Source organism: Bacillus suaedaesalsae (genome assembly GCF_016890225.1).
Lineage (GTDB): Bacteria > Bacillota > Bacilli > Bacillales > SA4 > Bacillus_BS > Bacillus_BS suaedaesalsae.
This window is the reverse complement of sequence record NZ_JAFELM010000039.1, coordinates 1-14,087: the sequence shown is the minus strand read 5'-3', so window position 1 is coordinate 14,087 and position 14,087 is coordinate 1. Positions and strand designations below refer to the sequence as shown.

Genomic DNA, 14,087 nt, shown 5'->3' with positions numbered 1-14,087 from the left:
GGTTCTAATAAAAAATTACATACCTCTGTAAGAGGGAGAAAACGGGAGGAAACAAATCATGACGATTAAGAAAAAATTAGGTCTTGGAGTAGCGTCAGCAGCACTAGGTTTATCATTAGTAGGTGGGGGAACTTGGGCAGCATTTAACGATACTGCAACTGTAAACAACCATTTTGCAGCTGGTACGTTAGATCTTGAAGTTGGTAGAAGTGGTTCTAAACCAATTAGCTTTGATTTATCAAACATGAAGCCTGGGGATAATGTACAAAGAATCTTTAAGTTAAACAATAAGGGAACTTTAGCGATTAAGGAAGTACTACTAAATACTACAGCTGCAAACTTTATTGACGATACTACTGCTGTAAATGGTGGCACGAATACTGACTTAGAGTTTTTATCTCAATTTGTCGTTAATTTCGCATCAGTAGATGGGGAATCAACAAAGTGGGAGCCAAGAAATAACATTGTTATCTCGGGTCAGGAGTTAACTCTTGCGGATTTAGTATCAGGTAATTATTCTGGTAAAGTTCATAGTGATTATCTAGGAGCAGATGGGCGTATTAATCTAGCATCATTAGTTGTTGCAGATGCTTCCAAGAGAGGTATTCCTGTAACTCCTCCTGATAGTGATGATGTATTTATCCAAATCACATTCAAGAATGACAAAACAAATAAAAATGCTGATGGTACTTACGTTCAAAACAAATATCAAGGTGACAAAATTGACTTCTTCTTTAACCTAGAAGCAACTCAATGGGATGGCGTACATGTTGATACTAGCCATGGTAATGGTGCTGTAAATAACGGTGTTCAAGGTTCTGCAGATGGAAATTCAATGCCTAACCCAAGAACTACTGGTGATGGAAAATATGAAAATGATGAAGTTAATGACTAATCAATAGGTAACTAGAAAAGGTGGGTATCCCACCTTTTCTCTTAGATTGATTTAAAGGGGCACTCAATTTATGAGAATTATGACTTTGTTATTAATACTTCTTTTTCTAGTTAAACCGCTTTCGGTGTTAGGTGAGACAAACACCAATATACCACAGGTTGATCTAGCAACCGAACCACATAAAGTATTATTTGACTTGACTAACATGAAACCAGGTGATTCTGTTACTCGTAACTTAACAATCAGTAACAACGGGAAAAATAGTTTTAATTACTTAACAACAAGTAAGTATCTATCAGGATCAGAAATCTTCTATAAACAGTTAGATCTTACTGTAAAGGATTCCAAAGGAATTATTTATGAAGGGAAATTATACAATTTTTCAAAGCTAGCACCTAGATTGCTAGAAAGTAAACAAAAAGAAACCCTGACATTTCATGTAACAATTCCAATGGAACTGGGAAATGAGTATCAGGGATTAACATGTGATTTTCAAATTTACTTATATGTGGAAGGCGATGTGCCGGTTGGTGTAATGTTACCCGATACCGCAACTAACACGTTCAATTGGTTATTAATCGGTGCATGTTTACTCGCAACTGGAACCATATTAGGACTTTCTTATAAAAGAGTCAGACAAAAAGATTAGTAGACCTTTGATTGGATGAAAAGATGATAATCAAAGGTCTATTTTTTATTTATTCATTGATTGGATAAGCAGTCACGACAAACCGATCTGGTGCATTGCCGACAAAGTTAAACGGATAACACGTCGTTAACAGTAACTCCTCATTCGGGGCTGTGGATTTAATGATCGTTCTGTCATCTGCCCCTACTACTTGTGTATGAGCGATCTTGTAGGAGAAATCTCCATGAGGCAGCTTTACAGTAATGATATCTCCAATTTCAATATCCTTCATTTTACGAAAAACGGTGTCCCGATGACCAGATAATACAACTTGATCATTTTGTCTAGGATATGCACTAGTAGCGAAATGTCCAACACCTTTTTCTAATTCGTCTGGGTCTGTTCCTTCAACGATCGGCGTTTCGATTCCGATTCTTGGAATGAAGAGAATGCCGACAACATCTCCTTCTTGAGGTGAGAATGACTGAATATCCTTTTCAGTAGGTTTTTTGCTAGCCTGTTTTTGGCTAATTACTTCTTTTGCTTCCTCTAAATTGTTTTGAACGGAAAGCTCTGTTTTCAATAATTGATATCCACCATAACCAATTGCTCCAAGACCCGTAACAATGAATAACACCGTAAATACTCGTAACATTGTCCACTTCCTTCGTAATTAATTCCTTCAATTATAAAAGATCTGTTCTGTTTTACTATTTTGTTCAATAAAGTGTAAATAAGCTAATACATGTTAGGGGGATAAATTATGTACAAGAAAATATGTGATCGATGTATGAGACCATCCTATAGCAGTAGTGAGTATGGAGTTTGGCTATGTCCGACATGTAACAAAGATATTTCCTACATTAAAAAACAAGAGGCAGAAAAACATATCGTGAATCCTTTTATAAAAGCAAAAGCCAAACGTACAGTAAGTTTTACGTAAAAAAGCGTTCCGTATTCGGGACGCTTAACTTTGTTTGTTTTTCCATTTATTAAATTCAAGAAACTCTTTAAATTGTTCTTTAGAAATCCCGGAATTCATGGCTTCTTTCACAAGGTTTGCCCAATCAGAATCTAAATCCTTTGTTGGAGTAGCCTCGTCTTCACCATTAATGAGTATATTGACAGGTACATTTAGTACAGCTGATACCTTTTCTAAAAATTGAATAGAAGGATTCGATTGGAGATTGCGTTCAATAGAGCTTAAGTAAGATTTAGCGATGCCTGCCCTTTCTGCTAACTCAGATAAAGACATTTTTTTCTCTAGTCGGTATTCTTTAATTCGTTGACCAATCATTGTAGTCACCCTCCTTCGTTATTAATTATATCATATAACGAAAGAGCTGTTCCATTTTAAGAACGTTAATCGTCAAATAAATTCCATTAACTTTGAGAAGTATGTAGGAATTCTCTAATCTCCTGTACACTCATTCCCATTTCTAACGCCGCTAAAATTAAGTCCACCCAATCTTGATCAAGACTTTCTGCCTTCATTGATACATTGTTCATCGATACCCTCCTAAAATACTCATAGTATTTCAGGCAGACCAGCCGTCATCATTGAAATAAACATCCAACCTTAGACCTGTGACTTTGCGTCCTTATTTTTCAATAAGTTTGCCTTTATCTGATCAGAATGTGACATGCATGCTGTTCTTACAACTTTCTGACTAAAACTCTATAACTTTAGTACTACTAGATTATAAAATATGGAAATTATTTCTTCTGCCGAATACTGTCGAGGTGATTATAGAAAGGTACACCAAATTTTTACATTGTATTCGGAGATGTGGCAGAAAATGAAAGTTTAATATGTCAAAGCTGCTTATTTCATTAATCTACGTTGTTTTAATTGTAGAATAATCTCAAAATTCATATAAATTGTCGATTGAATTATGTTTAAAAGTCACACAAAAAGTTAAATCACTTCGAAATATATGGTTTCGAAGTAATGCAATCTATACCGTTTTCATGTAATATGGTATTAGAAGATGTCAAGTGACAAATATAATGACTTTGTAAGTATTTTTATATAAGGAAGGTACATACCTATGAAAACTGCTGTTGTTACAGATAGTACAGCTTACATACCTAAGGAACTGCGCGAGAAATGGAACATTCATATGATTCCTCTAAATGTTGTGTTTGGAGATGAATCGTATCGTGAGGAGATCGAGTTATCTGCAGGAGATTTTTACGAGCAAGTACGTGAAAGCCATCAAGAGTTGCCGAAAACCTCTCAGCCTGCAATTGGAGAGTATGTTGAACTATTCGAAAAACTATCAAATGAGTATGATGCAGTGATTTGTGTCCATTTATCAAGTGGAATTAGCGGTACATTCCAAGGTGCGGTTACAGCGGGGAATATGGTTGATCACATTCAGGTGCATGCATATGATTCGGAAATTAGCTGCATGGTTCAAGGTTTTTATGCGTTAGAAGCAGCTAAGTTAGCACTTGAGGGAAAAGCTGCAAACGAAATTATGGATCGACTTAACGAAATGAAGCAATCTATGCGTGCCTACTTTATGGTCGATGATTTATCTCATTTGCAACGTGGTGGGCGATTAAGCAGTGCTCAAGCTTTCGTCGGAAGTTTGCTACAGGTAAAACCTTTGCTTCACTTTGTGGATAAGAAGATTGTCCCATTTGAAAAAATTCGTACTCGTAAGAAAGCGGTAAATCGTTTAGTTGAATTGTTAAAAGAAGATGCAGAAAAAGGAATGCCAATTCAAGCAACAGTCATTCATGCTAATCGCCATGAAGACGCAGAACAGTTAAAACAAAGTATTGAAAGTGAATTTCCTAATGTCGAAGTAATCATCAGTTACTTCGGTCCAGTCATTGGAACACACTTAGGCGAAGGATCACTTGGTTTGGGCTGGTATCAAAAGTAAAATAAAACTAATTAGGCGCTCTACATATGTAGGGCGCTATTTATGTGAAAGGAGGACGATTTTTTGCCTAATAGGGAATTTGTGAAGATTCGTGAAGCGTCTTTACTTAAGGCTCTTTTCGTAAACATTGTTTTTTAGCAATTCTTACTTTATTAATGACGTGCAACCATTAGAGTTTCTCATCTGTTGGCGAAAATAACCTTTCTTAACTCCCCCTGTTGGTATTTCTATACCCCGATTTCGAAGGTGTTTAAACCACTAAATTTTAATTTTTACGATTGTTTTTTTATTTATTGGTTGTGGTAAAATACGGATAAAAAACTGGAGGTGTGAATAATGACAGTTGATGAGAAATTGGATTTGTTGATAAAGAAACTTCAAGACTTGCACTGTTATATGGAGAGGCGCTTTGATAGGTTAGAGGATATCTTTGACCGAAGGGATAGGCCAGGTGAATGTGGAAAAACTAGTGACACAAGTGCAAAAACTATAGATTAGGTAGGGGGTTTACATGCTTTTCTTCAATTATAAAGATACGATTGTCCCTGTTAAGTATTGCATTGGCCCATCTTTATTTAGAATTAATGAAATCAACATTCCACAACTCCCAATCAATTCAACGTATCAACCTTCGTTAGACCTTCAACAATATCTTCAAGGTAGAAAACTTCTTCTTGATGAGATTCCTTTCGAATTAGAAATCATGCATGAGCATTTTGAGAATGGATACGTACGGTACGAATCAGGTGTTACGTTAAACAAAGGCTTATATGTTTGTGGCCGCTGTGGAAACAAAGACCCTAAGTTGATGGGCTCATTTTCTTGTGCAAGATGTTTTAAGGCATGCCGGTATTGCAGAAAATGTGTCACGATGGGACGTGTTTCAGAGTGTACGCCATTGGTTTCTTGGGCAGGTTCCTTTGTTCCTTTTCAGTACAATGATCCTTTAGTGTGGGATGGGGTGTTGTCGGAAGGACAGTCGTTGGCTTCTAATCAAGTGGTTAAAGCAATAGAAACACAGTCTGAGCACTTGCTTGTTTGGGCGGTGTGTGGCGCTGGAAAGACAGAGGTGCTTTTTGAAGGGATATGTACTGCCTTGAAGAGCGGGAAGTACATCTGCATTGCCACACCAAGGACGGATGTAGTAATTGAATTAGCCCCGAGAATAAAACAAGTGTTTCCTGACATAGAAATGACTGCTCTGTATGGTGGCAGTGAAGATAACAGAGAACTGAAACCGTTGACGCTTGCAACGACACATCAGTTGTTGCGGTTCGAAAAGGCATTTGATGTGATGATTATTGATGAAGTAGATGCATACCCATACTCATATGATGAGATGCTTCAGCGGGCTGTTCGCACAGCTAAAAAGGCTATGTGTACAACGATCTACTTAACAGCAACACCGAATAAACAATGGCAAAAGGAAGTCGAAAGAGGAAAGCTTCAATGTGTAAAGATTCCAGCCCGATATCACGGCCATCCATTACCAGTGCCTGCCTTTAAATGGTGTGGCAATTGGAAAAAACAATTAGCAAAAAAGAAAATTCCTACTCCAATCAAAGCTTGGTTCCGCGAGAAACTTTCTCAAGATAAACAATCCTTCTTATTTGTTCCTTCTATAGAATTACTCGAATCCTTAATTCCTCTATTAGAAGAAATCCATCCCGAAATAGAAACTGTACATTCCCAAGACCCATTACGAAAAGAAAAGGTGTCGCGCTTCAGAAAAGGGGAGATTCCAATACTTGTAACCACGACAATTTTAGAACGAGGTGTAACAGTCCCAAATACTGATGTTGCAGTATTCGGTGCAGATGATCATGTATTTACGGAAAGTGCACTCGTTCAAATCTCGGGTAGAGTAGGAAGAAGCGCAAAGTTTCCAGCTGGAGAAACTATCTTTTTTCACTTTGGAAAAACAAGCGCGATGGAAGCAGCGAAAGTACAAATTGAGAAAATGAATAAGCTCGCCATGGAACAAGGATTGATCAAGGAGGTGTAACATGCCAAGCTGTTTAGTTTGTCATTCAGCATTTGAGCCCTCTCATAGCTGGCATGATGTTTTATTGCTGAAAGAAAAGAATAACTTATGTTATCGCTGTGAGAACTCACTTGCGAAGATTATAGGTCCCATTTGTGTAATTTGCGGTCGTTCAATGGATGAAGAGATGACTTGCGCCGATTGCTTAGCCTGGGAAAGTTCTGAAAAGAAAGGTTTCTTAATAAAAAATCGCTCTGTCTTCCACTATAATGACCACATGAAAGACATCATGAATCAATTTAAATTTAGAGGGGATATTGAAGTTATCCAAGCTTTTTCCAGTGATTTTAATGGATTATATAAGAAAGAATTCATAAAAACAGATGTAATTGTCCCAATTCCCCTTAGTATGGAGAGGTTGTATGAACGTGGATTTAATCAAGCAGAGGCAATAGCAAGTGTACTTCAAAGACCCTTAACCAATATTTTGCTTAAGTCTCACCAAGAAAAGCAAAGTAAAAAAGGTAAATTACACCGCTTGAAGGAACAAAATTCATTTTCAATTTATGGTGATAGTTGTATAAGAGGTAAACACATTTTATTGGTTGATGACATTTATACAACTGGAACGACGCTTCGTAATTGTGCAGCAGTATTATTAAGCGCAGGAGCATGTAGTTGCAGCTCTTTAACGTTAATAAGAAGCTAAACAAACGTTTGATTAAATCTTTCCTTACATTACTAATATTTTTCTCTTTAAATTCGATTATGCATGACGATATAATGTGAGTAGGAAATTATGTCGGATTATGTCGCTGGAGGATGTATGGGAGAGTTATCAAATTGTCCAAAATGTAATACGTTATTTGTGAAAACAGAGATTCATGACGTTTGTCGTGAATGTTATAAAGAAGAAGATGCAAAGTTTCAAAAGGTTTATGAATTTATTCGTAAGCGTGAAAATCGTACGGCAACTATGCCAGAGGTTGAACAGGCAACAGGAGTAGAGCAAGACCTTATTATGAAGTGGATAAAGATCGGTAAACTCAAGGTTGCAAGCATGCCAAATATTGGTTACAAATGTGAGCGTTGTGGTAGCTTAATTAAAACTGGAAAGCTTTGTGAACCATGTAAAAAGGGAATTACTAACGAGTTAACAAGTCTGAAAAAAGAAGAAGAAAGACAACTAGCACAGAAACGTGCGACTTATTTCTCATAAAAAATATCTAAAATAATACAAAAGTAATGTAAACTTTTCCTCTTTTATTCCGATACTAAAGGTAAGTAGAGGATTCACCTATGTGAATCGGAAATGAAAGAGGTGTACGATTTTATGAAAATCAATAACTTAGGTCCTATAAATGTAAATCCTTATAAAAAGAATATGTCAAAGGTTGATAACTTACCTAAAACATCAACTAAAACTGATAAAGTTGAAATTTCAACTGCTGCATTAGAGCTTCGTCAGAATTCAAAAGTTGTGTTGGAACGTGCTGAACGTGTTGAAGCCCTGCGCCATCAAGTTGAAGCAGGCACTTATTCAGTAGATGCTGAATCTGTTGCGAAAAGCGTTATTCAATATTTCAAAAGTAACTAATTTAAAGTTTAGGATTTGAAAACACTCAGATCCTAAACTTTTTCATGAATATACTAGAAAGAGGTGAGCCCAATATGTCAGCTCAGGCATTAACCGATGTATTAACGAAAATGTACAAGCTTCATCAAAGTCTATTCGAGGTTGCTACAAGAAAAACAGAAATCGTTAAGAAAAGCGATATTGAGGCGTTATCCTCGATTATGAAAGAAGAAAACAAACATGTCATGGCGATAAACCAACTTGAAGAGGAAAGAAAGCAAATCGTTGCAAAGATGATGAGTGGACACCCCATTCAAGGAAATGAGCCGACATTAACTGAATGTATCGAAACATTGCCTAATGAAGAGAGAAACTCTCTTTTAACTATAAAAGATAAGTTAGCTAATAAAGTAAATGAATTAAAAAAGTTAAATCTTTTAAACCAAGAATTAATTTATTCATCCTTACAATTTGTGAATCTATCATTAGATCTAATCATGCCAAAACAACCTGAGAGTTTAAATTATAATAAACCACAAGTTAAGGGACAGACGGGTACGAAGAATCGTTCCATGTTTGACTCGAAGGCTTAGGAACGGAGGAATTATATAATGCGTTCAACATTTGCCGGATTAGAAACAGCAAGAAGAGGAATGACAGCACAACAATCTGCACTATTCGTGACAGGTCATAATATTGCAAACGCAAATACTCCAGGCTATTCGCGTCAACGTGTGAACTTTAACCAAACTGAACCCTATCCTGCACCAGCAATGAACCGTCCTGCTATTCCTGGACAAATTGGAACAGGGGTTGAAGGCGGAACAATTGAGAGAATTCGCAACTCGTTTTTAGACACGCAATATCGTGGAGAAAACACGAAAATGGGTTACTGGTCATCACGTAGTGAAGCGCTGGGGAAAATGGAAGAAATCATGAATGAACCATCTGAAAACGGACTATCCGTAACATTAGACCGTTTTTGGCAAGGACTTCAAGATTTATCAGTACAACCAGAAGATCCAGGTGCTCGTTCTGTAGTTCTTGAACGTGGTCGTGCAGTTTCGGAGACGTTTAACTATCTTTCTAACTCTCTATCAGCAATACAAAAGGATTTTAAAGATCAAGTCAATATCTCAGTTGAACAAATCAATTCTATTGCTCGTCAAATTAACAATGTTAACAATCAAATCGCTTCAATAGAACCACACGGTTATTTACCAAATGACCTTTATGATGAGCGTGACCGTTTAATAGATCAACTATCAGAAATGGTAGATATAAAGGTTACAAGAGTTGACAGTGGTGGAAATCCAAATGAAATTGCAGAAGGATTAATGAGAATAGACATCATGGATGCTAGCGGTAATCCAATTGGATTACTGGTCGATGCCAGAAACAAATCTGTAAATGAACTTGGTGTGAAATATGGTGAGAACGAAAATAAAGAACTAGTTGAAACTCTAACGGTTGGTTCTAAGGAAATTAATGTAAACCAATTTACTGTAAATGGAAAGTTCCGTAGTTTAATAGATAGCGCTGGTTATGTTGATAAAAATGGTGAACCGGCCGGCCTTTACCCAGATATGATTGAAGAGTTAGATGCATTAGCGCAAAGCTACGTAATGGCATTTAATACTGCTCATAAACAAGGTAAAGATCTATACGGTAATGACGGGATTGATTTCTTTGATGCATCAACACCACCAATCACTGCTGCAACGATGAAGCTAAATCCATTAATGACGAAAGAGCGCATCGCTGCTTCTGAAGATGGTACAACAGGTAATGGAGCAAATGCTCAAGCGCTTGCTAATGTTCGTGATAACGTAGTAATGAACGGTGTAGCTACAAGTGTAAATGCTTATTATGAGGGTATTATTGGTGAAATGGCTGTTAAGAGTCAGGAAGCGGTAAGACTTGCAGGAAATAGTGATATTCTTAGAAGTTCAGTTGAACAGAAGAGACAATCTGAAAGTGCAGTATCAATCGATGAAGAAATGACTAATATGATCAAATTCCAGCATGCATACAATGCAGCTGCAAGAAACATCACATTAGTTGATGAGATGTTAGACAAAATCATAAACGGCATGGGAACAGGCGGAAGGTAGGTGGATAATTTATGCGCGTAACTCAATCAATGTTATCAAATAATATGTTAAGAAACTTATCAACGAGCTATGATCGTCTTGGTAAGTATCAAGACCAATTAGCAACAGGTAAGAAAATTAACCGTCCTTCAGATGATCCGGTTGTTGCGATGAAGGGTATGAATTATCGTACTGATCTTACTGAGGTTGAGCAATTTCAACGTAACGTTTCGGAAGCGTATAGCTGGATGGAAAATACCGATTCGGCTTATGATAAGGCAACTTCAGCACTTCAACGTATTCGTGAGTTAGTGATACAGGCAAGTAATGATACGTATGAAGGAAGTCAACGAGAATCGATTGCAGTTGAGATCAAGGAATTAACTGAGCATATTGAAACTATTGCTAATACGAAGATGGGTAATAAATACATCTTCAATGGTTCCAACACAACTAGTGCACCAATTAGTCTTGAGAATATTAATTTACCTGTATCTAGTCTGAATCCGGATGGTACTGGTTTCAACGTTACCTATCAAGGTAAGACTTTTACTCACACAGGTGGTACAACATTTGTAAACGGCACTGACACAATTGAAATTACAGATCCAACTGGTGCAGCTACCGCAACTAACAACGGTAATGCGGTTAATGTTGAGGACCTGATTATATCAAAACAGGGTGCCGTTCCAACAGAAATCAAGGATGTTAAAATTGAATTATCAAAAGGTATCAATATTACTGTAAATAGTAACTCTTCAAATTCATTTAATGCTACTTTCTTTGGGGATTTGAAGAAAATAATTGCCAAGCTTGAAAATGGGACTTCGGGTAAAGATATTGGAAATTCCTTAACAGAATTAGATAATCATCTTACAAATCTTACTTCTGAACGTGCGGAAATGGGTGCCAGATATAATCGAATTGAATTAATCGAAGATCGTTTAAGTTCACAGGAGCTTGTAACTAGCCGTATGCTCTCAGAAAATGAAGATGCGGATATTGAAAAAGTTATTACCCAACTAACGGTGCAAGAAAGTGTACATCGTGCAGCTCTTGGTGTAGGAGCTAAGATTATTCAACCGACACTTCTTGACTTCTTGAGATAAAAAATGAGTAGCTATCTTTCATCACAGAAAGGTAGCTCTTTTAACATACATAGTAAGGAGGGGAAAAGAGTGCAAGTCCCACAGATTCGAATTGAATCATCTTATGCTAGGTTGGGAATGAAAACAAATGATGCACAGGTAGCAATTGAGCAGCCGCAAGATTATTTATCCATTGAACAACCTCTTGCAGAGATGAATCTTTCTATAACTCCGAGCAAACTGACGATTGATCAGTCAAAGGCTAGGGAGGATATGGATTTAAAAAGTATACTAAAGAGAACAGAGGAAGCTGCACAGTTAGGGAAGACTGCAGTGCTAGAAGGAATTGCAAGGCGAGCCTCTGAAGGAAACCAATTAATGAAAATTGAAAATGGTGGAAATGCAATTGCGATGATTGCAAAAGAAAACAGTAAGGGTAGAGAATTCAAATTTAATATTGGATGGATTCCATCTCCAGGCAGTGTGAAAGTCGAATATACCCCAAGTAAAGTAGATGTAAAAATAGATCCTCAAAAACCGATTATTAATGTCGAACCAAATAAACCAATACTCTCCTACTCTCCAGGTAAAGTTGAGTATATGATGGAACAATATCCAAGCTTGAAAATTGACTTTGTTAATCTTCCTTAACTTGGGTAAACTAGGTGAAAATAACAAAACATAAGGTTGTGATGAAACTGAAGTTAGCAACAAAATATCATGGTGAGATTGAAATAGAAGAAAAAGAAATCATTCGATTCGAAAAAGGGATACCAGGCTTTGACGAAGAACAGAGTTTTGTCATTCTACCTTTTTCGGATGACTCTATCTTTATGATTTTACAATCCGTAACAACTCCAGCGCTAGCGTTTGTCATTGCCGATCCATTTCAATTTTATAAAGAGTATGATTTTACTCTCGAAGACCAAACAGTAGAAGCTCTTGAACTGACGTCAGAAAAAGATGTTTCAATATATGTTATATTGACTGTACAGGACCCTTTTCAAAAGACAACAGCAAATTTACAGGCCCCTATTGTGATTAATAATGTGAAAAAGCTAGGTAAGCAAGTAATTCTAACAGGCACAGACTATGGAACAAGACATTCAATCTTTCAACAAATGGTGAAATAGGAGGTGGAGAGTTGCTTGTATTAACGAGAAAAACCAATGAGGCTATTCAAATAGGAAATGATATTGAAATTACCATTCTAGCTATTAGCGGGGATCAAGTTAAATTAGGAATAAATGCACCAAAAAATGTGGAGATTCACCGAAAAGAAGTTTATCTCTCTATCCAAGTTGAGAATAATGAAGCTTCTATTTCTTCATTTGATCTCTTGAAGAATCTTAATGATACGTTTAAAAAATTGTGAAACAATATATTTAAGCAAGCTATGAATATAAATAGCTTGCTTTTTTGTTTCTCTAGGGTACATACACTATATTCTATAATGAGATTAAAGATGATAAAAAAAATTATAAAAAATACTAAAATACTATTAAACATTGTTAAGTGATGTCGATATATAGTATGTAAGGCAAACAGCTACTAAGGCGGCCGACTTTGGAAACTGTTTAACTAAAAACTACTATAAATATTCCACAAGGATGTGGAATCCAAATTCAAGGAGGAAAAGTAAAATGAGAATTAATCACAATATCGCAGCTCTTAACACACACCGTCAATTATCAACTGCTTCTAACGCACAAGCTAAGTCAATGGAGAAGTTATCTTCTGGTCTTCGTATCAACCGTGCAGGTGACGATGCAGCAGGTCTAGCAATCTCTGAAAAAATGCGTGGACAAATCCGCGGATTAGATCAAGCTTCTCGTAACGCACAAGATGGTATCTCTTTAATTCAAACGGCTGAAGGTGCATTAAACGAAACACACTCTATCCTTCAACGTATGCGCGAATTAGCGGTTCAATCTTCTAACGATACAAATACTGCTACTGATCGTGCAGCTTTACAAGGTGAAGTTGACGAACTAGCAAAAGAAATTACACGTATTTCTAACACGACAGAATTCAATACGAAGAAACTTCTTGATGGTCAAGGAGCATCTGCATTAACATTCCAAATTGGTGCTAACGAAGGCCAAACAATGAACTTAGCTATTAATGCAATGGACGCTTCTACTTTATTAGTTGGAACAGGTACTGCAGCAACAACAGCTGGTGGCGATGCAACAGTTACAGCTGGAATTGATATCTCTACAACTGCAGCAGCAGCAACAGGAGCTATTACAACAATCAATGATGCAATTGAAACTGTTTCTGCAGAGCGTTCAAAGCTTGGTGCAAACCAAAATCGTCTAGAGCACACAATCAACAACTTAGGTACTTCTTCTGAAAACCTAACAGCTGCTGAGTCTCGTGTACGTGACGTTGACATGGCGAAAGAGATGATGGAATCTACTAAAAACGGAATCCTTTCTCAAGCTGCACAAGCAATGTTAGCTCAATCTAATCAAATGCCTCAAGGAGTATTACAACTTCTGAGATAATGATTACAGGGCGTCTAGTTTGGTAACGAACTAGAGTATAACTGGGTGAATTGCTGGAACTTCCTAAAGCTTCTTCAACCACAACATAACCGGAAACGGTCAGTGTGATGGTTCGAAAATGGAGAAGATACTACAATGGATAATCAGCAGCCAAGCTCCTGTCCCGAAAGGGTGGAGAAGGTTCAACGACTAGGATATTCGGTCTAAGGCAATGGCTATGACTATGAAATCCGTAGGATGACAAACTGTCATTCGAAGTGCCCAGCCCCTATATAAAACTAGGGTGAAGATATAGTCTATTCTATGATCGAAAGACATAGTCGCAAAGCAAGCGAACCAACAACCACAAGGAGTTCTTCAACTTCTTCGTTAATTATCATTAATTAAAAATGGTCTTCCTTTTATAAAAGGAGACC

General features: G+C 37.0%; 19 protein-coding genes and 1 riboswitch. Of the genes, 16 read left to right on the top strand and 3 right to left on the bottom strand.

Annotation, left to right across the window (positions count from 1 at the left end; translation table 11 throughout):
• Positions 1-58 precede the first annotated feature (58 nt).
• On the top strand, positions 59-895 hold the full coding sequence (locus tag JR050_RS15420) for a TasA family protein (RefSeq protein WP_204204416.1): 837 nt from the start codon (positions 59-61) through the stop codon (positions 893-895).
• 70 nt (positions 896-965) lie between these two features.
• Entirely contained in the window at positions 966-1,544 is a 579-nt protein-coding gene (locus JR050_RS15415; protein ID WP_204204415.1) for a TasA family protein, read from the top strand.
• 49 nt (positions 1,545-1,593) lie between these two features.
• On the opposite strand, the gene JR050_RS15410 is transcribed toward JR050_RS15415, so the two are convergent.
• On the bottom strand, positions 1,594-2,178 hold the full coding sequence (locus JR050_RS15410; RefSeq protein WP_204204414.1) for a class D sortase: 585 nt from the start codon (positions 2,176-2,178) through the stop codon (positions 1,594-1,596).
• 108 nt (positions 2,179-2,286) lie between these two features.
• Here JR050_RS15410 and JR050_RS15405 point away from each other — a divergent pair, with 108 nt between their 5' ends.
• A complete protein-coding gene (locus JR050_RS15405) occupies positions 2,287-2,466 on the top strand; it encodes a hypothetical protein (protein WP_204204413.1) in 180 nt (59 codons plus the stop codon).
• A 24-nt stretch (positions 2,467-2,490) separates the two neighbouring features.
• Here the strand turns inward: JR050_RS15405 and JR050_RS15400 are convergent, their stop codons facing one another.
• Together JR050_RS15400 and JR050_RS15395 are read right to left on the bottom strand one after the other, a co-directional pair.
• Positions 2,491-2,820 carry a helix-turn-helix domain-containing protein gene (locus tag JR050_RS15400; RefSeq protein WP_204204412.1) on the bottom strand — a complete coding sequence of 110 codons (330 nt, stop codon included), beginning with the start codon at positions 2,818-2,820 and terminating at the stop codon, positions 2,491-2,493.
• An 86-nt stretch (positions 2,821-2,906) separates the two neighbouring features.
• Entirely contained in the window at positions 2,907-3,032 is a 126-nt protein-coding gene (locus JR050_RS15395) for an anti-repressor SinI family protein (RefSeq protein ID WP_239454431.1), read from the bottom strand.
• Positions 3,033-3,061: 29 nt separating this feature from the next.
• Positions 3,062-3,155: riboswitch (cyclic di-GMP riboswitch) on the bottom strand.
• A 419-nt stretch (positions 3,156-3,574) separates the two neighbouring features.
• On the opposite strand from JR050_RS15395, the gene JR050_RS15390 reads away from it, so the two are divergent.
• The 13 genes from JR050_RS15390 (at position 3,575) to hag (ending at position 13,671) form a co-directional block, all read left to right on the top strand.
• The gene (locus tag JR050_RS15390; protein WP_204204411.1) at positions 3,575-4,420 is read left to right on the top strand and encodes a DegV family protein; all 846 of its coding nucleotides are present in this window, start codon (positions 3,575-3,577) and stop codon (positions 4,418-4,420) included.
• A gap of 336 nt (positions 4,421-4,756) precedes the next feature.
• A complete protein-coding gene (locus JR050_RS15385; RefSeq protein ID WP_204204410.1) occupies positions 4,757-4,918 on the top strand; it encodes a hypothetical protein in 162 nt (53 codons plus the stop codon).
• A gap of 13 nt (positions 4,919-4,931) precedes the next feature.
• Positions 4,932-6,425, top strand: a complete 1,494-nt coding sequence (locus JR050_RS15380) for an ATP-dependent helicase ComFA (protein WP_204204409.1) — start codon at positions 4,932-4,934, stop codon at positions 6,423-6,425.
• A gap of 1 nt (position 6,426) precedes the next feature.
• Positions 6,427-7,113: a ComFC family protein gene (locus JR050_RS15375; protein ID WP_204204408.1), complete on the top strand. Its 687-nt coding sequence runs from the start codon at positions 6,427-6,429 to the stop codon at positions 7,111-7,113.
• Positions 7,114-7,230: 117 nt separating this feature from the next.
• Positions 7,231-7,623, top strand: coding sequence for a TIGR03826 family flagellar region protein (locus tag JR050_RS15370; RefSeq protein ID WP_204204407.1), 393 nt, complete (start codon positions 7,231-7,233; stop codon positions 7,621-7,623).
• A gap of 93 nt (positions 7,624-7,716) precedes the next feature.
• Positions 7,717-8,001 carry a flagellar biosynthesis anti-sigma factor FlgM gene (gene flgM / locus JR050_RS15365; RefSeq protein WP_239454430.1) on the top strand — a complete coding sequence of 95 codons (285 nt, stop codon included), beginning with the start codon at positions 7,717-7,719 and terminating at the stop codon, positions 7,999-8,001.
• Positions 8,002-8,075: 74 nt separating this feature from the next.
• Positions 8,076-8,573: a flagellar protein FlgN gene (locus tag JR050_RS15360; RefSeq protein ID WP_204204406.1), complete on the top strand. Its 498-nt coding sequence runs from the start codon at positions 8,076-8,078 to the stop codon at positions 8,571-8,573.
• A gap of 18 nt (positions 8,574-8,591) precedes the next feature.
• On the top strand, positions 8,592-10,094 hold the full coding sequence (flgK, locus tag JR050_RS15355; protein ID WP_204204405.1) for a flagellar hook-associated protein FlgK: 1,503 nt from the start codon (positions 8,592-8,594) through the stop codon (positions 10,092-10,094).
• An 11-nt stretch (positions 10,095-10,105) separates the two neighbouring features.
• A complete protein-coding gene (gene flgL, locus JR050_RS15350) occupies positions 10,106-11,182 on the top strand; it encodes a flagellar hook-associated protein FlgL (protein WP_204204404.1) in 1,077 nt (358 codons plus the stop codon).
• A 69-nt stretch (positions 11,183-11,251) separates the two neighbouring features.
• A complete protein-coding gene (locus JR050_RS15345; RefSeq protein ID WP_204204403.1) occupies positions 11,252-11,812 on the top strand; it encodes a DUF6470 family protein in 561 nt (186 codons plus the stop codon).
• A gap of 47 nt (positions 11,813-11,859) precedes the next feature.
• Positions 11,860-12,294, top strand: a complete 435-nt coding sequence (gene fliW / locus JR050_RS15340; RefSeq protein WP_204204535.1) for a flagellar assembly protein FliW — start codon at positions 11,860-11,862, stop codon at positions 12,292-12,294.
• An 11-nt stretch (positions 12,295-12,305) separates the two neighbouring features.
• The gene (csrA, locus tag JR050_RS15335) at positions 12,306-12,536 is read left to right on the top strand and encodes a carbon storage regulator CsrA (protein ID WP_204204402.1); all 231 of its coding nucleotides are present in this window, start codon (positions 12,306-12,308) and stop codon (positions 12,534-12,536) included.
• A gap of 268 nt (positions 12,537-12,804) precedes the next feature.
• Complete coding sequence (gene hag, locus JR050_RS15330; protein WP_204204401.1) at positions 12,805-13,671, top strand: flagellin Hag; 867 nt, start codon at positions 12,805-12,807, stop codon at positions 13,669-13,671.
• The last annotated feature ends 416 nt before the right edge of the window (positions 13,672-14,087 follow it).